This is a genomic window from Synechococcus sp. H55.7 (genome assembly GCF_047462395.1).
Taxonomy (GTDB): Bacteria; Cyanobacteriota; Cyanobacteriia; order Thermostichales; family Thermostichaceae; genus Thermostichus.
This window is the reverse complement of record NZ_JANSJD010000020.1, coordinates 37,656-57,263: the sequence shown is the minus strand read 5'-3', so window position 1 is coordinate 57,263 and position 19,608 is coordinate 37,656. Positions and strand designations below refer to the sequence as shown.

Here is a 19,608-nt window from a genome sequence, read left to right as displayed (position 1 = left end):
CCCCCCCCCCCCCCCCCCCCCCCCCCCCCCCCCCGCACTAATATTTTAAAAACCCCTCAGCGGGAATCGCTTTTCGGGTTTTGTGTGGGGGGCTCGTTTTTTTGTATACTCGCCCGGGGGGGGGGGTGAGGATTTCGCGGCTGTTGGGCAGAGCAAAAGTAGCGGAGCCAGGGGCTTCCGGCTGGGCAAGAGCAGGAGCAACCCAGAGCAGACTCAACAGTAGGCCACAGGGGGCGGAACGGGCAAGGTGCAACTGGGATCCCGCCAAGCCCATCTGCCCTTGAGGAAGTCGCAGCGGATCCCCAGCTACATTTTCCATCGCCATTGCGTTGGGATTCTCAACATCACCCCTAGCAGTATCGCAGAATGAAAGACAAAAATAAAACGGTTTTCCACAGGCTCTCTTGCTGCTCCGCTGACCTGCCCGACCTGCGTCCGGTGGGATTTGCGCTCTGCCCAAGCACTGGGTTCCATGGAATGCCACCAAGTAGATTTAGGATCTGAGTAGCACGAGTTCAGCCATGACCAGTCCCAAGCCGGCATCTTCTCCCCCCCAAAACTCTCCGCCCCTCTGGCTCAGCCTGGCGTTGGGGCTCACCACCGCTCCGGTTCTGTTGGGCCTGGTCTTGGCGGATCGGGCCGGCAAATGGCTGGGATCCCTGAGCTGGGAAGATCCGGGTTGGTGGCTGGGGGAACGGCTGCCCAACTTGGACAGGGCCACGCTGCAGGCCCATGAGCAACAGCGCAAAAACTCTGCCCCAGTCGAGAATTCTTAGCTTCCCTATTGCTTGCGTATCATAGGTAAAGCGAATCTGCAGCAGGAGTTAACAGCCTTTGCGTAGACTGGCCAGACCGCCGCAGGAGTTCACCTCCGGGTTCTCGGGGGTGCTGTTTTGGTTGAGCGCATTCCTCTTCACGGCGGTGGTGAGCGCTTGTCTGGGCTATCTATTCGGCCAACGAGCCCTATCGGGGGTTTCTTCTCCCGTCACCGGTTCCGGTCAGGCTTCTCGCTCCCGCGCAGTTCGGGATCCCCGCAGCGTGCCCTTGCTGAACGAGGCTGAGGTGATCGCAGCAGCGGAAGCAAACCTTCGCCCACCCCCAACGCCTACCCCTCTTTTCACGGCAACGCCCACGCCAGTCGCAACACCTACCCCAACGCCCACCCCCCGCCTGTCGCCTGAGTTGGCGGCGGCCCCCTCTCCAACGCCTACCCCCCGACCTGTCACTCCATCTCCGCCGCCTCCCCGCGCCTCGTCACCGGCGCCCACCCCACCTCCCCTCCCTCGGCAAGTTGCCACCAGTGGCCAGGTTGCCATGCAGGTGCTCTCGGTTCGTCGCGAGGGAAGCCAAGTAGTCTTGAATGTGGCTATGCAGAACAACTCGTCAGAGACGGTGCGCTTTCTCTACAGCTTCATGAACGTTACCGACGACAACGGACGCTCGATCAACGCTCTTGCCCAAGGTTTGCCGGGGGAGTTGCCCCCCAACAGCCAAGTTTTCCAGGGCATCATCCGCATCCCGGCTTCCAGCTTGGCCGGATCCCGCTCCCTGTCCCTGAGTTTGGCCGATTACCCCAGCCGCCGCCACCGAGTGGGAGCCAGCGGGATCCCGGTGCCGCCCTAGCCCCCCTCTTCTTTTGGCTTCAGGCCGGCGATCCGTTCGCGCTCTTGGGGCTAGATCCCCAGGTCTTTACAGGGAAACATGAGGTGGCAGTGCCCAGTCCAACCTTTGAACAGCCTGAGCAAATCCGAGAGCTCTTCGACCGCATTGCTCCCCACTACGACTTCTTTAACCAAACCTTGAGCTTGGGTCTCCATCAGGTTTGGAAGCGCATGGCCGTGCGTTGGTCGGGCGCCAGCTCAGGGGATCACGTGCTGGATCTGTGCTGCGGAACCGGCGATCTGGCCCTGCAGTTGGCCCGCCGAGTAGGACGCAGGGGTCGTGTAGTGGGCCTAGATTTCTCTCCCGCCATGCTGAACATTGCCCGGCACCGCTCCCGGCAGCTATTCCCTAACCATCCCATCGAGTGGGTTCTAGGAGACGCTCTGACCTTGCCTTTTCCCAACGATAGCTTCGATGCCGTTACCATGGGCTACGGCTTGCGCAACGTGAGCGATATTCCCCAAGCCTTGCGCGAGATCCGACGGGTGCTAAAGCCGGGGTGCCGTGCCGCCATTTTGGATTTTCATCGCCCTACAGGGATCCCTTTTCTCGAACACTTTCAGCGCTGGTACTTGAACACCCAGGTCGTTGCCCAGGCCAAAGCCTTGGGACTGGGATCCGAATATGCCTACATCGATCCCAGCCTGGATCGCTTTCCATCTGGAGAAGAGCAACGGCGAATAGCCCTGCAGGCAGGGTTTGCTAGCGCCAAATTTTACCCCCTAGCGTGGGGCATGATGGGAGTACTGGTGATTGAGGCCTGTCACTGCGATCGTCAGTGTAGCGCCTCATAGGGATCCTTTCGCCTCTGCCTAAGTAGATAGGGATCCACCTGAGGCTCAGGCTCTGACCTAAACCATTGGTAGCAAACAAGCTGGACATCTTCTTGATTAAAAAACGGTGGATTCTGATGGTGAGAGGGGAGATCCTTGTACAATTCCTCATCAATAAACAACTCATCCAGCGAGTCAATTAGATTGGCAACATCCCGATCCTTCTGATAAGTTTCCCAAAGTTTCTTACAGTCTCTCTTCTATGTACGAATGCTTTTGATATGGGTAGCCAAGTCCAGCTTCCACCCCGTTCTCACGGGGAATTTTTGCGCTGGGTAAACCGGTTTATGGGCAGCGTTCAGATCCTAACTCCTCCAGAACTGGCTGAGCAGCATGCCAAGCTGGCTGAGGAACAGTTGCAGAGGTACCTAGAGCACACTCGATGCGGGCAAGATAGAAGGCCGGGACGAGACGTCGAGGATCTCACTCCGGCAGACGGGCCAAGCTGACCCCTCGGTAGTAATAGGCCAAAATTTGGTGGTAAGTCCAGCCCTGACGGGCCAATTCTTGGGCGCCCCACTGGCTCATGCCAATGCCATGCCCGTACTTGGGATAGGGGCTAAAATCCGGCAGACTTCTCAAGTAGGGGATCCCGCTCACCCCAACGGTTTGGCTGCCGGCGCTGGCGCTGTACATGGCGTTTACAAATTGCCCCCCATACACCATGACGATGCCGCGGGTGGCGTGTGTTGCTGCTAGGGCGGCGGCTGAGCGCTGCGAGAGGCCCCGATACACCTGGGAGCGGGTGTCGCTAAACACATCAAACCAGCCGCGGGAATTGCGGTGGTGAAGAACATAGGTGCGGGCTGCCACCGCCTGGGCCTTGAGGGCCTCGGGCAAGAAGCGGGATCCCATCTCGGCTTCCACCACGCCGGCCACGTAGTCTTCTAGATCCACGTAGTTGATGGCCATTACCCTGTTATACCCGGTCAAGAGCACCTTGCCGGAATACCAGCGGCCATCCACCGCCACCAGGCCACCCGCTGGCGGCTCGATGAACAACACCGGGCTGACCACCCCCTGCAGGCGCACCCCCTGAGGGCCGGGCTGGGCCAGAAACCCTTGCATCGGGGGCAACTCGGCCAGCACCTCTTGGCGGCCGTTGGTCAGTTGGGCGGGGCGAGAAACGCCCACCACCACAGGGGCGGTGGCGTCGGCCAATTGCACGCGCACCGTCACCCCCCAAGCGCTCTCTATCCATCCCCCTAAGGTGCCCACCAGCAGGGATCCCATCAGGGCAAGCCAACCCCGTGCTCCCATAGCCTCTGTCCAGAGTTCTTTTTTGTACAGCAACCCCAGCCTAGGATAGAGCAAATCGGACTTGGGAACGAAAATCAGGGTGCCTAAAGGGCGGGACGGGATCCCGTTGACAAGGGAGCGGGCGGATGGGGTTGCTCCAAAGGGAGAGAATCAGGTTGTCGAAACCGATCCGGTTCCAGGCCCAAGGCAAAGCACAGGGAGGACGCCGGTCGTCCATTGGAGAAGCAGAGAAAAGCTCCCAGCGAAGCCAATGCCAGAAGGGCCGCATAGCCGAACATGGCCCGATAGCCGGATCCCAGCGCCAGGGTGCCCAGGATCGGCCCCGCCAGCCCAATGCCCAAGTCAAACCCACACATCACCAAGCTGAACAAACGCCCCCGCTCCGCCGGCTCAGAGCGATCGGCTACCAGGGCGGAGATCAGCGGGATCAAGGTGCCAAAACCCGACCCCACCACGATCCCGGCGACAAGAAAAGCCCCGACGCTGTCGGCAACCAACAGGATCCCCATCGCCAGAGCATAGGTGGCCAAGCTCAGAGAGATAAACGGCCCCCGCCCGTAGCGATCGGAAGCGCGACCAGCCAGCAGGCGCACGCCGAAGCTGGCAAAGGCCACCGCCGTATAAAAAAGACCGGGATTGAGGGGAACTCCGACCTCTTGGATCAACAGGGCCACAAACGTGGTCTGGGTGCCGAAGGCCAGCCCCACCAAGAGCATGACCCCGGCGAGAGAGCACACCTTGGGGTTGAGCACAAGGCTCCAAAACGCTCCATCCGGGGGCAGGGATCCCCAACCCCCACGGCGCTGCTCGCGAACCGATTGGGTACAGAGAAAGCCCACCAACCCCAGCAGAGCGGCAAAGAGAAACAGAGGGCCATAACCAACCAGCTCCTGCAAAAAGCCGCCCAAAGCAGGGCCGATGGCTACACCAATGGGATTGACCAAACTCATGTAGCCCAAGATCTCGCCGCGTTTTGCTTCCGGGGCAAAATCCGCCACCAAAGTAACGTAGGCGGTGGCAAAAGCGGCGATGCTGATCCCGTGAAAGGCCCGCACCAGCGCTATCCACGGGATCCAATCCCAGAGCCAGTACCCCAAAGGCGCCATCCCCGCCGCGCCCATGCCGATGAGCAAGACGATCCGGCGACTATGGCCATCCGCCAGCCGCCCCAACCAAGGGCGAAAAGCCAGCAGCCCAATCGAGAAGGCCCCCATCACCAAGCCCACCTCTTGGCTGGTGCCGCCCACATCCCGGACGTAGAGCGGCAGTGTGGGCAACAGCGAAGACAGACTGGCCCAAAAGAGCAGCCCGGCCACGAAGAGAATGCCCAAGTTGCGCCGCTGCGCCGGCTGTAGCTGCCCGAATACCCTCACGCCCACTCCCGATGAAACTCTCACAACCCTGCCAGGGAGCAAAGCCGTCTCCACAGCATCCCTGAACAGAAATATTACGAAATGTCTATTTGGGTGCTGACTTTTTCAATCTTAACCTCTTGTCTGGAACTGTGCAGGATCCCTGTTCAGGGGCAGCCGTTAGCCTGGAAGTGGCCTTTTTGTACGCTCGCCTATGGCGGAACGGTCGGATCCCTTGACTCGCGGTTTGGTTGCCCTGATTCGGGGCTACCAGATAGGCATCTCCCCTTGGCTGCCTCCTGCCTGCCGCTACTACCCCACCTGCTCCCAGTACACCCTGGAAGCGGTGCGGCGCTACGGCGCCATCCGAGGCAGTTGGCTGGGGATCCGCCGCCTCTGCCGCTGCCACCCTTGGCATCCGGGGGGCTACGACCCAGTGCCCGACTTGCCAGGATCCGCACCTGACGAAACTTATCGCCCCAGCCGAGATTGATTGACGAGGGGGATCCCTGTCAGGCCAAGATCGGTGTTGCTGGAAAAGGCTGTATTTGGGAGCCGGTCAGTCAGGAATAGCAGGCCACCGCCTCGATTTCCACCAAGGCATTCAAGGGCAAGCCAGCCACCTGCACGCAAGAGCGGGCCGGCGCCGGGTCTGCGGCAAAAAACTCTCGATAAACCTCGTTCATGGCGGCAAAGTCTTTCATATCCGCCAAGAAAACCGTGGTCTTCACCACATTGGCCAGGCTCGTGCCCCCTGCTTCCAGCACCGCCTTCAGGTTCAGCAACGCCTGCCGAGTTTGCGAGGCAACATCTTCCCCCGCTAGCTTGCCAGTTTTGGGATCCAGGCCCACCTGGCCGGCGGCAAACAGAAAAGGCCCCGAAGCAACAACGCCCTGGCTGTAAGGGCCGACAGGAGCAGGAGCGGCCTCGGTTTGTACAGCACAAGGGCCTGGCCCGGTTTGGCCCTGCGGATGGCCCATCGCGGAATTGGCCAGATTGCTCGGCTCCATAGAGGTTTGCCCCCGTGAAGAGAAGCTCTTTCGCTACGCTACCACAGGCGGATCCCAGAGAAGACGAACCCGCAATGCCAAAATAGGCTTGTCGGGAAGAAAAAGTGCTCATGCCTTTGATCAAGTTGCAAACCTCTCTGCAGCCAGAACCTGCCACCGTGGCAGACCTACTCAAGTTCCTCTCTGCTGCTCTGGCTAAGCAGTTGGGCAAGTCGGAAGCCTACGTAATGACTGCTTTTGAAGGAGGGATCCCGATGACCTTTGCCGGCAGCGCCGATCCCTGCTGCTATGTAGAGATCAAGAGTATTGGGCAGTTTTCCGCCGATCAAACCCGATCCCTGAGCGAGTTGTTTTGCAGCACCATCGAGGACAAATTGGGGATCCCCAAGAAGAGGATTTACATTGAGTTCGGCGATGCCAAAGGCTATCTTTGGGGATGGAACGGCACGACCTTTGGGTGAAAGCTACTTCACACAAGTCAAGCATCTCCTCGCCTGGCTGCTCCAGCCTATCTAGCAAAAGCTTTTTGACGCTCCCGACCGCCGTGGCAGACCCCACCCAACCCAGAACAAATCCCGCAAAGCAGCAGCTTCTGCTGAAGCTTGCTGGCGTTTTGGGCGTGGCCGTTCTTGTTTTTTGGGCAGCCCATCGATTGGGATTTTTTGGAGTTATTCAAGACTGGTTCGCCGAGGCTCTGGGCTGGGTGGAAGGCTTGGGACCGGTGGGGCCGGTGCTTTTCATTGCCATCTACATTGTGGCCACTGTGCTGCTTCTGCCGGCTTCGGTGCTGACCTTGGGCGCAGGGGCTGTGTTTGGGGTGCTGGCTGGGGCTTTGTACGTGCTGATTGGGGCAACCATTGGAGCCAATTTGGCCTTTCTCATTGGGCGCTACTTGGCGCGGGAACGGGTGGCCAGATGGATCGAGGGCAATCCCCGGTTTGCGGCCATCGATCGGGCGGTGGGGCGCGAGGGATGGAAGATCGTCGGCTTGATTCGTCTGTCGCCCGCCTTTCCCTTTAATCTGCTCAACTACGCTCTGGGACTGACCCAAGTTTCTTTTCTGGATAACCTGCTGGGCACCGTCGGGATCGTGCCGGGCACCTTTATGTATGTGTACATCGGCTCGCTGGCGGGATCCCTGGCCAACAGGGAAGGCCTGGATCCCCAAGCGCAAATGGTTCAGTGGGCCGTTCGCCTTGTGGGCCTCATCGCCACCGTAGCTGCCACCGTCTACATCACCCGTGTGGCTCGGCAAGCCCTACGGGAAGTGGTGGAGCCTGTCTAGGCCAATCCAAGTCAGGTTTGAACTGGGGAGCCCGCGGGGGGTTAGCAGCGTCCACACTTGCGCAGAGGCTTAGCCAACCAGTTGGCAGAGGGTCTCTTGTCTTTCTCGGTCTTGTTCGGCCAGTTCCTGGATGGCGCGTTGGTACACCTGGGCGGGTGTGGATCCCTGGTTAACCTGCTTCAGCCAGCGCTGGGCCTCATTGCCTTCCTGGAGCAGGGTTTGCAAGGGAGCCAAGAAGCAACCCAGCCCCTGGGGCTGGCCCAGGCGCCACGCTTCAGTCAGCAGCTCTTCAATCCACTCCTGGGCTAAGCATTCCCGGCCGGTACGCCAGTCGAGCAAGCGGGCTTGCAGCGATTCTCGAGCAGCGGCCTGCTCGTTGGCCTCGCAAAGGCTCTCCAGCTCCGCTGGGGTAAAAGGCCCCCCCAAGGGATCCAGCGCCTCCGGCTGAGATAGCAATTGCCAGAGGCGGGCCTCTACTAGGGCGGTGATGGCCAGAATCATCACCGGATCCGCCACCAGGTCGCAGATGCGCAGCTCCACTCGGTTGAGGCGATAGGGCCGCTCCGGGCCGTTGGGCCGCACGGAAGCCCAGAGGTGGCGCACGTTCTGCATCGTGCCCAGGGCCAGTTGCTCCTGCATCCAGGCGATGTAGTGGGCGTGATCCCGGAAGAAGGGCACCTGGGCCGGCGTTTTAGGAAACACCTGCCAACGGCTGGAATGATAGCCCGTTACCTGGCCGTCCAGGAAAGGAGAAGAAGCGCTCAGGGCCAAATAAAGAGGGGCTTCCGCCCGCAATAGGCGACAGGCGAGGAAAATGGCTTCCGTATCCGGCAGACCGACATTGATGTGGATGCTGGCGGTCACCACCCGCGTGCCGTAGGTGCGCTCGATGTAGTCGTGGTAGGGGTTGCCCGGATCCGAGCGCTCGAAGTGGTCGCTGCCGCCCAGAGCCAGGGTGCTCCCCGGCAGCAAGGTGTAGGGGCCCAGGCGGCGCAAAAATTGCCGCAATTGCAGCCGGGGTTGTAGCAGGGCGCAGAGCAGGTCTTCGTAGCGGCGGAGAGGAGGAGTGATGTATTCAACGTTGCGCCGATCTGGTTCTCGCACAAACCCCGGCAAAACCTGGCAGATGCGATCCGATAAGCCCACCACTTCCCCGGCGGCGGTGCCGGTGTACATCTCCACCTCAAAGCCCTTGGTCAACAGCACAGGCCAGCCTCCAGCCGCAGCCTCCTCAGTCTACCTTTTTCCTCCTCTACCCATTTTCCCAGTCTCGCCCCACATTACAATGTCGGCAGCACTTGAAGGCAGAAGTAAGGCGAGATGCGGGATCCCATCTATATCCTAGGGGCGGGGCCAGCGGGCATGGCGGCTGCCTATCGCCTGACCCAGCTAGGCTTCCCCGTGGTGGTGGTGGAACGAGAAGACAGGGTCGGGGGCCTGGCCAAAAGCATTCGCTACCAGGGGTTCATTCTCGACTACGGCCCGCACCGGTTTTTTACCAAGATCCCAGCGGTGCTGGAGCTGTGGAACCGGGTTTTGGGATCCGAACAAGTGACTGTCCGGCGGCTTACCCGCATCTACTACCGCAAGCAATATTTTCAGTACCCCATTCAAGCCTGGGAAGTCCTGCGCAAAGTCGGCTGGTGGGAAAGTCTGCGCATTGTCCTTTCCTATCTCTGGGCGCAACTCATCCCCCGCCCAGCTCCCCAGAACTTTGCCGACTGGGTCAAGGGAAAATTCGGCACCCAACTTTTTCAAATGTTCTTTAAGGGCTACACGGAAAAGCTGTGGGGGATCCCTTGTACCGAAATCAGTGCCGATTGGGCTGCCCAGCGCATCAAAGGTCTCAGCCTTGGGCAAGCGATCCGCAAGGCGCTGGGGTGGAAGCGCGGCTCCGTCAAATCACTGATTGACCAATTTCAGTTTCCTCGCCTGGGATCCGGTCAGCTCTACGAAAAAATGCAGGAGTTTTTGCTGGCCGAGGGCCAAAAAGTTTGGCTAAATACAGAGGTCATTGCCCTTAGGCAGGAGGGATCCCGGATTGTTGAGCTGCAACTGCGCCATCTTCAGGATGGAAGGGAAACATGGGTCTCCCCCTCCCACGTCATCTCTTCGATCCCTCTGACAGTGTTGGTGCAGAGCCTGCGGGAACTGCCTCCCCCAGAAGTGCTGCAGGCAGCCCGCAACCTCAAGTTTCGCAACACGGTTTTGGTTTACTTGATCGTGGAGGGATCCCAGCTTTTCCCCGACAACTGGCTGTATATCAACGACCCAACAGTGCAGGTTGGTCGGGTAACCAACTTTGCCAATTGGTCACCGGCTATGCTCCCCAACCGGGAACAAACCCCCTTGTGCTGTGAGTATTGGTGCAACTTTGGGGATCCCTTGTGGCAAGCCCCTGAGGAGCAATTGCTGGCTTTGGCTGAGAAGGAGCTACGCCAAATTGGCCTGCTGCAAGGCCAGAAGATCCGCGGCGGCTTTGTGGTGCGCCTGCCCCGCACCTATCCTATCTATGCCGGCAGCTACAAAGAAGATCTAGCCACTTTGCAGAAGTATCTTGGCCAGTTTGAAAACTTGCAACTGGTGGGTCGCTACGGCTCGTTTAAGTACAACAACCAGGATCACAGCTTGCTGATGGGCCTATTGGCGGCGGAAAACGTCCTCCGCCCCGGCAGCCACGATCTCTGGCAGGTGAACTCCGACAGTGATTACCAAGAAGAGATCAAAGTGCCACCCCCACCTGCGAAGGTCTGACGATGAGCTTCTCTCTTAGCCATCTGTTGCGGCAAAGCCGGCAGCGTCTTGCCCCTTTCTCTATCCAGGTTCTGCTGCCAAGCTTAGCCTTGACAGGGTTGCAGATCTTCTTAATCTCCCTTTGGAGCCAGGAGGATGACTATGCTTCCATCTTCAAGGGTTTAACCCAGTGGGATAGCCATTGGTATTTGGGGATTGTGCGGCAGGGCTATCAGTTTGTCGGCTTTGACAAGATTGCCTACGAGCAGAGCAATGTGGCCTTCTTTCCTGGCTACCCTCTGGCCGTTATTGCCCTCAGCCGCTTGTTGCGGGTTGAGCCTGAGTTAGGGCTTTACCTGACCGCCCAGCTCTTTTGCTGGCTGATGTGGGTTTATCTCCTTCTACTTTACCGTCTCTGGCAGATCCCCTTGCTTTGGCAAGTCCTGGCAAGTTTGATGATCTTGGTCTATCCCAGCAGCTTTTACCTTGTCGTGGGCTACAGCGAATCCCTCTTTATGGCCAGCTTGTTGGGTTTTTTCTACTGGTCGGCCCACTTGAATTCAATGAGGTCAGGACTCCTGGCCGGGATCCACGGCTTGGCGATGAGTGCCACCCGCATTGTGGGTTTGCCGGTGGCGCTGGTTCCTCTGCTGCGGCTATCCCGCCCTTGGTTTTGGACAGCCAGCGCCGTTGTTTTGGCCTTGTCGGGCGGGCTGAGCTTTTTCCTCTACTGTCAGCTCCGCTTTGGCCGCTGGGATCTCTACCTGGAAATGCAGCGCTACTTTGGCCCCAGTTCTTTCGATTACCTGGCTATTATTCAACCTCGTACTTATGCCCCCCTCTTTTCTCTTGGGTACTGGCAGTCCTTATTTTCCTTTTCCGAGGCTTTGGGGGATGGGATATGGGCCATTTCCCTCAGTCAACTGTTTGTTCCCCTCACCCTGGGATCCCTAGTTGTTACCAGTTTGCTGGATGGGTGGAGTGTCCTGGCCGGCAAGAGCCGGCACTGGCAGGAGCGGCTGGGGTTCCATTTGGCTGCCTGGATTATGTTCTCCATTTCCGTGGCCGGCATGAGTGCCGTGGCCCAGAGAAGTATGATCCGCTACTGTCTGCCGATTCACACCCTGCAGGTGCTGGCCTGGTTGCATGGGATCAGATACACCGATTTCAGCTTCATCCCCCAACAGGTGCGTTTCTATCTTGGCAGTGTCCTGAGGCTGGGCTACTGGATCTTGGCTTTAGTCTTCTTTGCCCTAAACCAAATCCTCACCTGGCGCTACGTCCAGCATCTTTGGGTGGCTTGATCGAACCTTGGTGGTGAAGCTGATGAGTTTGCGCCCTGGCCCTCTGCTGCAGCAGATTCGCAAATGTTTAGTTGGCTTTTCTACTCGGATTTTTTTGCTGGGCTTAGCGCTGACTATCCTACAAGTGTTAACGATATACCTCTGGACAAAACGCGGCAGCTATGCTTCTGCTTTTACAGCCCTGAGCCAGCGCGATAGCTATTGGTACCTGAGCATTGTGGAGCGGGGGTATCAGTTTGTGGGCTTTGACAAGATTGCCTACGAGCAGAGCAATGCAGCTTTCTTTCCCGGCTATCCGCTGGCAGTGACCATAATGAGCCGCCTATTAGGAGTTGATCCGGAGCTGGGGCTTTATCTCACTGCCCAGCTCTTTTGCTGGCTGATGTGGATTTACCTTTTCCTATTTTACCGCCGCTGGCAGATCCCCTTGCTTTGGCAAGCTTTGGCAAGTTTGATGATCTTGGTCTATCCCAGCAGCTTTTACCTTGTCGTGGGCTACAGCGAATCCCTCTTTATGGCCAGCTTGTTGGGTTTTTTCTACTGGTCGGCCCACTTGAATTCAATGAGGTCAGGACTCCTGGCCGGGATCCACGGCTTGGCGATGAGTGCCACCCGCATTGTGGGTTTGCCGGTGGCGCTGGTTCCTCTGCTGCGGCTATCCCGCCCTTGGTTTTGGACAGCCAGCGCCGTTGTTTTGGCCTTGTCGGGCGGGCTGAGTTTTTTCCTCTACTGTCAGCTCCGCTTTGGCCGCTGGGATCTCTACATGGAAATGCAGCGCTACTTCACTGGCGTGCAGGCCAATTACCAAGCCCTTTTCCAAGCTTCTACCTATGTTCTTTCCCCTGAGCGATGGCAAGTCTTGCTCTCTCCTTCTGCACCCGTGAAGGATCCTGGCCTGTGGTCTGATGCTCTCAGCCAACTGTTTGTGTCTGTTACGTTGGGATCCCTAGTTGTTACAGGCTTGCTGGATGGGTGGAGTATCCTGGCCGGCAAGAGCCAGCGCTGGCGGGAGCGGCTGGGGCTCCATTTGGCTGCCTGGGCCATGTTCTACATCGCTGTAGCCGGCATGAGTCCCCTGGGCCAGCGAAGCATGATTCGCTACTGCCTGCCGGTTCACGTCGTACACGTGCTGGCCCTCCTGCACTGGGCCAGGCACACAGATTTCGGCTTCCTTCCCCTCTGGGCCCGTCCCCACCTGAGCAGAGTTCTCAAGCTGGGCTATGGGCTTCTGGCTCTCATCTTCCTCGTCCTCAACCAAATCTTGACCTGGCGCTACGTTCGCCATCTCTGGGTAGCTTGACTCCACTTTCTTGAAGATAGGATGTGAAGGATCCCGACTTCTCCCCAACTAGGAGCTGTGGCGTTTTCTTCTCCCCGCAAGTTGCCTCGGCAGAAATCGTCCCTGCGGGTGGCTCAGCCGATTGAGCCCACCAAGATCTACCCCTGCCCGTGTTGCCATCAGGGTCAGTTGCGCCTGATCACCCTGACCGAGGCTTTTGGCTGCAGCCGTTGCCAGCATATTTTCGCCATCACCCCCGACCGTTTGCATATTGAGCAACTGGCGGTTTCTTATCCCTATCGCAAAATGTGGTTCTGGAACGGCCATCAGTGGGTCTTGCGGCGGGAAAATGCCCTCCAGGGATCCACGCTCTTGGGCCTCACCTTTAGCCTGGGGGTTGTTTTGGTGGTGGGGTTTATCGGTGCGGTGCTCTTTCCCAGCCAAACCCAGTTGCTCAGTTGGTTTCTGATTCTTGGCTTGTTGCTGACCCTGTTGATGGCCACGGCGATCCTGCTGCTGCGGCGGCCTTAAGATTGGCGGGACTTTCCCCGGCGATCCCCTGCAGAATCAGCAGCCCCGGCACTTGTGGATCCAGCCATTTCTTGTTAGCAGTGGTCTGGAGAAGGGAGCAGGTCTGTCGTCGGTCAGCCAGGCAGGAGAGAAGCGAGTGACAGATTTCGGTTCAGCCTTTGACCTAAGCACTACTCTGCGACAGGTACGCCGTTTGCTGCCGCAGATGCAGCGGCTGAGCAGCCAAACCAAGCGCCAGGCCCTGTTGGCTCTCTCGCGTTGTTTGCTGGATCGCTCCGATCTGCTGCTGGAGGCCAATACCCTCGACCTGGAAAGCTGCCGCGAGCAAACCCTGCCGGAGTGGATCCTCAACGGCCTCAAGCTCACTCCTGAGCGCCTGCAGCGATCCGCCCAGTTGCTTGCTCTCTTGGCCCAACAGCCGGATCCCATCGGTAGCCTGGAGAGGGGGTGCCGTCAGGACAACGGGCTGTTTATTGGCCGCTACCGCGTTCCTTTGGGGCTGATCGCCTTGGTCTACGAGATCTACCCCGAGTTTGCCTTGAATGGCATTGGCATGTGTCTCAAGACGGGCAATGGCGTGATTCTGGCCGGCAGCGGCCCTATCCAGAAAACCCATCAGGCCCTGGTCAACCTGTTGGCAGAGACCGCCTACGAGCACGGGATCCCGGAAGGGGCCATTCAAACCCTGCCCGTCCAAGACCAAACGGCCGATCCTCAGGCCGATTCCCCACTGTTGCTGTTGTTGCAGCAAACCCGCTACGTGGATCTGGTGATCCCCTGCGGTCGCCCCGGCTGGGTGGAGTTCCTGTTGCAGGCCAGCAAAGTGCCGACTCTGGTCACCCATCTGGGGTACGGCCACATCTACGTGGATCGCACGGCTCCCTGGCCTTTGGTCAAGTCAGTTGTGTTGGATCCCCTGGCCCAGTATGGCGCGGAAGGGATCCCGATTTATCAGCCCCTCACCCTTTGGCTGCTGATCCACACCGATTGGTCCGCCAATCATCTGACCGCCCTGATTGAAGACTTGCTGGGTCAAGGGATCGATATACAGGCAGCAGCCCCTATTCTGGAGCGATTCCCCCAGCTTCACCCGCTTGGGGAGGGCTTTGACTCCACAGAACAGCCTCATCTGCGCCTACAGCCCGTTGCCGACCTGACGGAGGCGATCGCCTGGATCAACAAAAATGGCTGTCGTCAATCGGAGACGATCCTCACCGATAGCCAATCGGCAGCCCAGCGCTTTCTCCAGGAGGTGGATGCCGCCCTGATCCACCTCAACACGTCCCCCCTCTCGGCAGGCCGGGGAGCCGGGATCCCCACCTTGGGAGCGTTTCGCGACCTGTCTTTGGGCATTTCCACCCAGCGGCTGCACGTGCGCGGGCCCATTGACCTGGAAGCTTTGACAACAGTGAAGGTGGTGGCTCAGGGTGGCCTGTAGCGGGGAAAAGTTGGGATCCCGAACTGCCGTTCTCCCCAAAAGCCAGGAGATGGCGTGAGACTAGAAAGGGAGGGATGCCGGCCCGGTCGTCCGACGTCCAACCCAGCCCAACAGACGGGGGAGAACTCCTTTGGGGATTGACCTGCGCAGTTATGTGTTTTTGGATCGGCTCCAGCCCCAGTACGCGGCCTACCTGGGCACGGTGGCCCAGGGCTTTTTGCCCCTGCCAGGGGATACTTCCCTCTGGGTCGAGATTTCCCCCGGCATCGAGATCAACCGCGTCATGGACATCGCCCTCAAAGCCACTTCGGTGAGGCCTGGGCTGCAGGTGGTGGAGCGCCTCTACGGCCTTTTGGAGGTACACTCCAGCAATCAGGGGGATACCCGCACGGCTGGCCGCGCCATTCTATCTGCTCTGGGGGTGAGCGAACAGGAGCGCCTCAAGCCGCGCATCATCTCCAGCCAGATCATCCGCAACATCGATCCCCACCAAACCCAGTTGATCAATCGTTTCCGCCGCGGCCAAATGCTGTTGGCCGGCCAAACCCTCTACATCCTGGAGGTGCAGCCGGCAGGCTATGCCCCCCTGGCCGCCAACGAGGCAGAAAAATCGGCCCGGATCAACATCCTCGAGGTGATGCCCTTTGGCAGCTTTGGCCGCGTGTACCTGGGCGGGGAAGAGCAAGATATTCTGGCCGCCTGCCGCGCTGCCGAAGCCATTTTGGCGGGGGTTTCCGGTCGGGATCCCCTTCTGTTGCCCGAGGAGGTGTAGTCGATGGCAGAATCGGATCCCAAGTCTTCGCCCAAAGCCAGCTTGCCCCAGGATCCGATGGCGGATCGGGTGAGGCTGCTCACGGAGCTGGCCGCTCCCTATCGGAGTTTGCGGCGCTTCATCTACCTGGCGGTGGGATTCTCGGCCACCATCGGGGCATTTGTATTTTTCTTCCGGGCCTTGGCGGGGCGAGATCTGGAGACCACCCTGCCCAGCTTGGCGCTGCAGTTGGGGATCCTGGCCGGCGCCCTCGGCCTGAACAGGCTGGAAAACCGTTCCCAGCAAAAGCTGGTCAGACAGGTGAAGCAGCGCTTGGGCATCCGACAAGACCGCTAGCCCGGCTCTAAAAATCCCAGTTCTCTGGGCCGGGATCGGAGTCGTCCTCCGCGTCGGCGCTGGGCAGATAACGGCGCTCCCTTGCCGGGGCTTCCTGGGGCCATTTTTGAACTATTTGGATGGCCAGAAAGGCAACCAAGGCAACCAAGACCGCCAAGGTGAGCAGCGGAATCGCCAGGATCACCACCGCGCCCAACACGTAGATGGCCACCTTGGGCAAGGAGGGATCCACCCTCCAGCCGCGGCGGTACACCCACTCGGTGAGCTGCCGATCCCATTGGCGCAGGCGAGGGACGTTCTCTGCGTAGATCTCCTGGAGGATATCGGCCAAAACAGGCCCCAGGCGGCGCATCTGGCCTTGGGTTTGCCTTCTCCAATTCCGCAGCGAGCGTCCCATTGATAGGATCCCTTGCCCTGGTCTTTCTCAGGCGATCCTAGCCCAACGGGAACAACGGCTCCGGGGCCCTTATGACAGCCGTTCCGCTAGCCCAATCCTGTAAATTTGTTTGAACATTTGGATCGGAGCTTGGGGTGTCTTGGCAGGACTACAGTACACTGAGGGCACTTGCGCAGCGATGTTGCTGCCACGCCGATTGGTCAATCTTTTTTAACTTTTCAACCTGCTCGACTGGAGAACGCTAATGGCTCACTCGGTCAAGATCTACGACACCTGCATCGGCTGCACTCAGTGTGTGCGAGCTTGTCCCACCGACGTGTTGGAGATGGTGCCCTGGAAAGGGAACAACAAAGCCGGGATGATCGCGGCCTCTCCCCGCACCGAAGACTGTGTTGGCTGCAAACGCTGCGAAACTGCCTGCCCCACGGATTTCTTGAGCATCCGGGTCTATCTCGGCCCCGAAACCACCCGCAGCATGGGCTTGGCCTACTAAGGGGTTGGGGGTACTTCTACCGGATTGATTCGGAGGGGAGGGATTCCTCCCCTTCTTCACGCTGCAGGTAGAGGCGGTGCTGGCGGATGTAGTGCTCCACGGCAGGGGGCACCAGGTAGCGAATGGATCCCCCCTTTTGGATTTGCCGCCGCAAGTAGGTGGAAGAGAGGGTCAAGGTAGGGGCTTCCAGGATTTCCGCCTGGATGGGCAACTGTTGGGCCACCAACCGCAACACCTGGGCGGCATCGCCGGCATCCACCCGTGGGGCGACAATCCAGTGGCAGAGGCGGGCCAATTCTTCGGCTCGATACCACTGGGGCAGATCCCGCAGGGCATCCACGCCGAGGATCCAGTACCACTGGGTATTGGGTTGCTCCTGGATAAGGCTGCGCAGCGTCTCAATGGTGTAGGAGCGCCCCGGACGGCGGATCTCCAGCTCTGAGCAGGCGAAGCGCTGGTGGTCGGCAATGGCCAGTTTGACCATAGCCAAGCGGTCGGCTTTGCTGGCGCCGGCGGCCAGGGGCTTGTGGGGGGGATCCCCTGCCGGCATCCACAGCACCTGATCCAGGTCAAACTGCCAAAGGGCTTGTTCCGCCATGATCAAATGGCCGTGATGTACAGGGTTAAAGGTGCCGCCCAGGATGCCGATGCGGGGCTGCTTGCGGACAGAGGGGCTCATGGCTGGCGGCTGAGGTAGGTGATGGCATCCCGCAGCCACTCTTCCGTTGGGCGAGGCTGGGAGGGCAAAGCTTGCAGGGCCGCCTGAATTTCTTGAGCGCTGTAGCCCAGGGCCAGCAAGGCCATTTCCACCTCTTCCCGGATGGGCATGGGCGGCCCGCCGGCCAGGGGGCGATCTGCGTTCTCCAAACCTTGTCGCCAGTGGGCCAGCTTGGTTTTCAGCTCCAAGGCCAGCCGCTGGGCCGTTTTGTGACCTACCCCTGGTGCGAGGGAAAGTAGGCGCACGTTTTCGGTCACCACTGCCTGAACCAGCTCCGGCAGGCCAAAGGTATTCAGCAGAGCCAAACCCAGAGCCGGCCCTACCCCCGCAACTTTGATGAGCTCCACAAACAAATCGCGCTCGGCTGGCGAGCCAAACCCGTACAACACCAGCTCGGTCTCTCGCACCACCAAGTGGGTAAACACCCGCACGGGCTCTCCGATGGGGGGCAGTTGCTTGAGAAAACGCGCCGGGGCCTTGACCCGATAGCCGATCCCCTGCACCTCAACGGTGAGGCTGCTGCGCTCTCCCCATTCGATGGCGACGAGGTGGCCGCTCAAAAAGGCGATCATGCTGCAAGTCCAATCCGTGTTTAGGATACTCTGCGCGGCTACAGCTCCAGAGTCGGCTGAGCAGAATTTAAAAGAATCTAGAATAAGAAAAGCTTACAAGCGACTTCTATGGCTTCAACATCGGCATCGGCCACTCCCATTTCGGCGCGGTGGACTTGGCGAGGGCAGTCGGTTCATTATGTCAAACAAGGCGAGCAGGGTCAGCCTTTGCTCTTGGTGCACGGCTTTGGGGCCTCCACCGACCACTGGCGCAAAAACATTCCCGAATTGGCGCAACACTATCAGGTGTATGCCATCGATTTGCTGGGTTTCGGTCGCTCCGCCAAGCCCAACTGGGACTACCGCACCGAAATCTGGCGGGATCAACTGCGGGACTTTTGCCAACAGGTGATCCGTCGGCCCGTGGTGGGGATCGGCAACTCCCTGGGCGGCTATGTGGTGCTCAGTCTGGCGGCGGAGTGGCCGGAGTGGGTGCGGGGCGTGGTGCTCTTGAATGGGGCAGGGGGGTTCTCCACGCTCAAAGGATCCCCGAGCGGCTGGCGGCAATGGCTGGGCGGATTGGTGGGCTGGGGCCTGCGGCAGCGCCTGGTATCTTACTTGCTGTTTCAGTACTTGCGACAGCCGCACGTGATCCGGGCCAAGCTGAAGCAGGTCTACTACGACCCGGCGGCGGTGACAGACCAACTGGTGGAAGACATCCACCGCCCCACGCGGGATCCGGGGGCTGCCGATGTGTTTGTAGCCTTGATGCGGGGCGGGCAGAAGGGACGCTACGTGGATGAGCTGCTGCGCAGCTTGGTGCGCCCGCTGTTGTTGATCTGGGGAGAACGGGATCCCTGGATGCGGGCCCGCGAGCGCTCTAAGCTCTACCGGGCTCACTACCCTCAGGCGGTGGAATACTTCCTGGAGGCCGGCCACTGCCCTCACGATGAGCGCCCCGAACAGGTCAATGCCCTGATCCACCAGTGGATCGAGACGGGGATCCCGGCCACCACCTCTCCCCCCATTTCCAAAGCTGCCCCCACGTCAGAACTCCATCCTTAGCCGTTGTCCAACGGTTCCTCTTGGGGATCCCCTTCCAGGCCGATGGCGTACTTGGACCATTCTCGGTGGGAACCACTGTCAACCGCTTTGGAGATTTCAAAGTAGAGGGTGCTGTGGGGACGGCGGGGTTGGCGCAGCAGGGGCATACCGGCTTCGCGGGGGGTGCGGTTGCCCTTTTTTACGTTGCAGCGCACACAGGCGCTGACCACGTTCTCCCAAGTATCTCCACCGCCGCGGGAGCGCGGGATCACGTGATCAAGGGTGAGGTCTTCGCCGTAGCAACCGCAGTACTGACAGCGGTGCCCATCCCGGTAGAGGACGTTGCGGCGCGTGAGCGGGATCTCCTTGTGGGGAACGTGGACATAGTGGCGCAGACGAATGACAGTGGGCAAAGGAATGTTGCCGTACACCACTCGACCGTTGTGCTCGATTTGCTCGGCCTTGCCCTTGAGCAGCAGAACAACCGCCCTGCGCCAACTGGTGATGTTGAGCGGCTCGTAGGAGGCATTCAAAACCAAAACCTTGCCCATAGTGCTACGCACCGCTGACGAGATCCCCAAGCCAAGCCGGAAGGCGCCAGACCCCTGAA

The 19,608-nt window shown here is 59.5% G+C and carries 23 protein-coding genes; 15 read left to right on the top strand and 8 right to left on the bottom strand.

Going from position 1 to position 19,608, the window contains the following annotated elements:
* The first annotated feature begins 521 nt into the window (after window positions 1-521).
* The 3 genes from NW851_RS10535 (at window position 522) to ubiE (ending at window position 2,456) form a co-directional block, all read left to right on the top strand.
* The gene (locus NW851_RS10535) at window positions 522-776 is read left to right on the top strand and encodes a hypothetical protein (RefSeq protein WP_414334100.1); all 255 of its coding nucleotides are present in this window, start codon (window positions 522-524) and stop codon (window positions 774-776) included.
* Between the two features lie 121 nt (window positions 777-897).
* Complete coding sequence (locus NW851_RS10530; RefSeq protein ID WP_414334099.1) at window positions 898-1,623, top strand: hypothetical protein; 726 nt, start codon at window positions 898-900, stop codon at window positions 1,621-1,623.
* Window positions 1,624-1,712: 89 nt separating this feature from the next.
* Window positions 1,713-2,456 (top strand): bifunctional demethylmenaquinone methyltransferase/2-methoxy-6-polyprenyl-1,4-benzoquinol methylase UbiE, encoded by a 744-nt coding sequence (gene ubiE / locus NW851_RS10525; RefSeq protein WP_414338347.1) that lies wholly within the window; start codon window positions 1,713-1,715, stop codon window positions 2,454-2,456.
* 462 nt (window positions 2,457-2,918) lie between these two features.
* Here ubiE and NW851_RS10520 read toward each other — a convergent pair whose 3' ends face one another.
* Together NW851_RS10520 and NW851_RS10515 are read right to left on the bottom strand one after the other, a co-directional pair.
* Complete coding sequence (locus NW851_RS10520) at window positions 2,919-3,788, bottom strand: SpoIID/LytB domain-containing protein (protein WP_414338345.1); 870 nt, start codon at window positions 3,786-3,788, stop codon at window positions 2,919-2,921.
* 50 nt (window positions 3,789-3,838) lie between these two features.
* A complete protein-coding gene (locus NW851_RS10515) occupies window positions 3,839-5,128 on the bottom strand; it encodes an MFS transporter (RefSeq protein ID WP_414338343.1) in 1,290 nt (429 codons plus the stop codon).
* Window positions 5,129-5,321: 193 nt separating this feature from the next.
* Here NW851_RS10515 and yidD point away from each other — a divergent pair, with 193 nt between their 5' ends.
* Entirely contained in the window at window positions 5,322-5,600 is a 279-nt protein-coding gene (gene yidD, locus NW851_RS10510) for a membrane protein insertion efficiency factor YidD (RefSeq protein ID WP_414338341.1), read from the top strand.
* A 70-nt stretch (window positions 5,601-5,670) separates the two neighbouring features.
* Here the strand turns inward: yidD and NW851_RS10505 are convergent, their stop codons facing one another.
* On the bottom strand, window positions 5,671-6,087 hold the full coding sequence (locus NW851_RS10505) for a RidA family protein (RefSeq protein ID WP_414334105.1): 417 nt from the start codon (window positions 6,085-6,087) through the stop codon (window positions 5,671-5,673).
* A 140-nt stretch (window positions 6,088-6,227) separates the two neighbouring features.
* Here NW851_RS10505 and NW851_RS10500 point away from each other — a divergent pair, with 140 nt between their 5' ends.
* Both NW851_RS10500 and NW851_RS10495 read left to right on the top strand, forming a co-directional pair.
* Window positions 6,228-6,578: a phenylpyruvate tautomerase MIF-related protein gene (locus tag NW851_RS10500; protein ID WP_414338339.1), complete on the top strand. Its 351-nt coding sequence runs from the start codon at window positions 6,228-6,230 to the stop codon at window positions 6,576-6,578.
* A 158-nt stretch (window positions 6,579-6,736) separates the two neighbouring features.
* Window positions 6,737-7,402: a TVP38/TMEM64 family protein gene (locus NW851_RS10495; RefSeq protein WP_414334087.1), complete on the top strand. Its 666-nt coding sequence runs from the start codon at window positions 6,737-6,739 to the stop codon at window positions 7,400-7,402.
* Between the two features lie 69 nt (window positions 7,403-7,471).
* On the opposite strand, the gene gshA is transcribed toward NW851_RS10495, so the two are convergent.
* Window positions 7,472-8,608 carry a glutamate--cysteine ligase gene (gene gshA, locus NW851_RS10490; protein WP_414338336.1) on the bottom strand — a complete coding sequence of 379 codons (1,137 nt, stop codon included), beginning with the start codon at window positions 8,606-8,608 and terminating at the stop codon, window positions 7,472-7,474.
* Window positions 8,609-8,722: 114 nt separating this feature from the next.
* Between gshA and NW851_RS10485 the strand changes: the two genes are divergently transcribed.
* The 7 genes from NW851_RS10485 to NW851_RS10455 all read left to right on the top strand — a co-directional run bounded on the left by NW851_RS10485 (window position 8,723) and on the right by NW851_RS10455 (window position 15,795).
* Window positions 8,723-10,156 carry an NAD(P)/FAD-dependent oxidoreductase gene (locus NW851_RS10485; protein WP_414338333.1) on the top strand — a complete coding sequence of 478 codons (1,434 nt, stop codon included), beginning with the start codon at window positions 8,723-8,725 and terminating at the stop codon, window positions 10,154-10,156.
* Between the two features lie 2 nt (window positions 10,157-10,158).
* A complete protein-coding gene (locus NW851_RS10480; protein WP_414338330.1) occupies window positions 10,159-11,439 on the top strand; it encodes a hypothetical protein in 1,281 nt (426 codons plus the stop codon).
* A gap of 22 nt (window positions 11,440-11,461) precedes the next feature.
* Window positions 11,462-12,739, top strand: coding sequence for a hypothetical protein (locus NW851_RS10475; RefSeq protein ID WP_414338327.1), 1,278 nt, complete (start codon window positions 11,462-11,464; stop codon window positions 12,737-12,739).
* 57 nt (window positions 12,740-12,796) lie between these two features.
* The gene (locus NW851_RS10470; RefSeq protein ID WP_414334079.1) at window positions 12,797-13,249 is read left to right on the top strand and encodes a hypothetical protein; all 453 of its coding nucleotides are present in this window, start codon (window positions 12,797-12,799) and stop codon (window positions 13,247-13,249) included.
* Window positions 13,250-13,385: 136 nt separating this feature from the next.
* A complete protein-coding gene (locus NW851_RS10465; RefSeq protein WP_414338325.1) occupies window positions 13,386-14,687 on the top strand; it encodes a gamma-glutamyl phosphate reductase in 1,302 nt (433 codons plus the stop codon).
* A 130-nt stretch (window positions 14,688-14,817) separates the two neighbouring features.
* Entirely contained in the window at window positions 14,818-15,459 is a 642-nt protein-coding gene (locus NW851_RS10460) for a hypothetical protein (RefSeq protein ID WP_414334076.1), read from the top strand.
* Between the two features lie 3 nt (window positions 15,460-15,462).
* Window positions 15,463-15,795, top strand: coding sequence for a DUF3493 domain-containing protein (locus NW851_RS10455; protein WP_414334074.1), 333 nt, complete (start codon window positions 15,463-15,465; stop codon window positions 15,793-15,795).
* A gap of 7 nt (window positions 15,796-15,802) precedes the next feature.
* Here NW851_RS10455 and NW851_RS10450 read toward each other — a convergent pair whose 3' ends face one another.
* Entirely contained in the window at window positions 15,803-16,192 is a 390-nt protein-coding gene (locus NW851_RS10450) for a hypothetical protein (RefSeq protein WP_414334072.1), read from the bottom strand.
* Between the two features lie 244 nt (window positions 16,193-16,436).
* On the opposite strand from NW851_RS10450, the gene psaC reads away from it, so the two are divergent.
* Complete coding sequence (psaC, locus tag NW851_RS10445; RefSeq protein ID WP_244348937.1) at window positions 16,437-16,685, top strand: photosystem I iron-sulfur center protein PsaC; 249 nt, start codon at window positions 16,437-16,439, stop codon at window positions 16,683-16,685.
* A gap of 16 nt (window positions 16,686-16,701) precedes the next feature.
* Here the strand turns inward: psaC and nadD are convergent, their stop codons facing one another.
* On the bottom strand, window positions 16,702-17,364 hold the full coding sequence (gene nadD, locus NW851_RS10440; protein WP_414334070.1) for a nicotinate-nucleotide adenylyltransferase: 663 nt from the start codon (window positions 17,362-17,364) through the stop codon (window positions 16,702-16,704).
* Complete coding sequence (gene ruvA, locus NW851_RS10435) at window positions 17,361-17,975, bottom strand: Holliday junction branch migration protein RuvA (protein ID WP_414334069.1); 615 nt, start codon at window positions 17,973-17,975, stop codon at window positions 17,361-17,363. The genes nadD and ruvA overlap by 4 nt, the downstream gene beginning before the upstream one ends.
* 108 nt (window positions 17,976-18,083) lie before the next feature.
* Between ruvA and NW851_RS10430 the strand changes: the two genes are divergently transcribed.
* Complete coding sequence (locus tag NW851_RS10430) at window positions 18,084-19,019, top strand: alpha/beta fold hydrolase (RefSeq protein ID WP_414338320.1); 936 nt, start codon at window positions 18,084-18,086, stop codon at window positions 19,017-19,019.
* Here the strand turns inward: NW851_RS10430 and NW851_RS10425 are convergent.
* On the bottom strand, window positions 19,016-19,549 hold the full coding sequence (locus tag NW851_RS10425; RefSeq protein ID WP_414334103.1) for an HNH endonuclease: 534 nt from the start codon (window positions 19,547-19,549) through the stop codon (window positions 19,016-19,018). The two genes, NW851_RS10430 and NW851_RS10425, sit on opposite strands and share 4 nt — an antisense overlap.
* Window positions 19,550-19,608: the final 59 nt, after the last annotated feature.

Bases quoted from the DNA above. Each gene is read 5' to 3' on its own strand.
- nadD (WP_414334070.1), bottom strand. From the start codon at position 17,364: ATGAGCCCCTCTGTCCGCAAGCAGCCCCGCATCGGCATCCTGGGCGGC.
- psaC (WP_244348937.1), top strand. From the start codon at position 16,437: ATGGCTCACTCGGTCAAGATCTACGACACCTGCATCGGCTGCACTCAG.
- ruvA (WP_414334069.1), bottom strand. From the start codon at position 17,975: ATGATCGCCTTTTTGAGCGGCCACCTCGTCGCCATCGAATGGGGAGAG.
- NW851_RS10500 (WP_414338339.1), top strand. From the start codon at position 6,228: ATGCCTTTGATCAAGTTGCAAACCTCTCTGCAGCCAGAACCTGCCACC.
- NW851_RS10535 (WP_414334100.1), top strand. From the start codon at position 522: ATGACCAGTCCCAAGCCGGCATCTTCTCCCCCCCAAAACTCTCCGCCC.
- yidD (WP_414338341.1), top strand. From the start codon at position 5,322: ATGGCGGAACGGTCGGATCCCTTGACTCGCGGTTTGGTTGCCCTGATT.
- NW851_RS10480 (WP_414338330.1), top strand. From the start codon at position 10,159: ATGAGCTTCTCTCTTAGCCATCTGTTGCGGCAAAGCCGGCAGCGTCTT.
- NW851_RS10475 (WP_414338327.1), top strand. From the start codon at position 11,462: ATGAGTTTGCGCCCTGGCCCTCTGCTGCAGCAGATTCGCAAATGTTTA.
- NW851_RS10485 (WP_414338333.1), top strand. From the start codon at position 8,723: ATGCGGGATCCCATCTATATCCTAGGGGCGGGGCCAGCGGGCATGGCG.
- NW851_RS10425 (WP_414334103.1), bottom strand. From the start codon at position 19,549: ATGGGCAAGGTTTTGGTTTTGAATGCCTCCTACGAGCCGCTCAACATC.
- NW851_RS10450 (WP_414334072.1), bottom strand. From the start codon at position 16,192: ATGGGACGCTCGCTGCGGAATTGGAGAAGGCAAACCCAAGGCCAGATG.
- NW851_RS10505 (WP_414334105.1), bottom strand. From the start codon at position 6,087: ATGGGCCATCCGCAGGGCCAAACCGGGCCAGGCCCTTGTGCTGTACAA.
- NW851_RS10430 (WP_414338320.1), top strand. From the start codon at position 18,084: ATGGCTTCAACATCGGCATCGGCCACTCCCATTTCGGCGCGGTGGACT.
- NW851_RS10455 (WP_414334074.1), top strand. From the start codon at position 15,463: ATGGCAGAATCGGATCCCAAGTCTTCGCCCAAAGCCAGCTTGCCCCAG.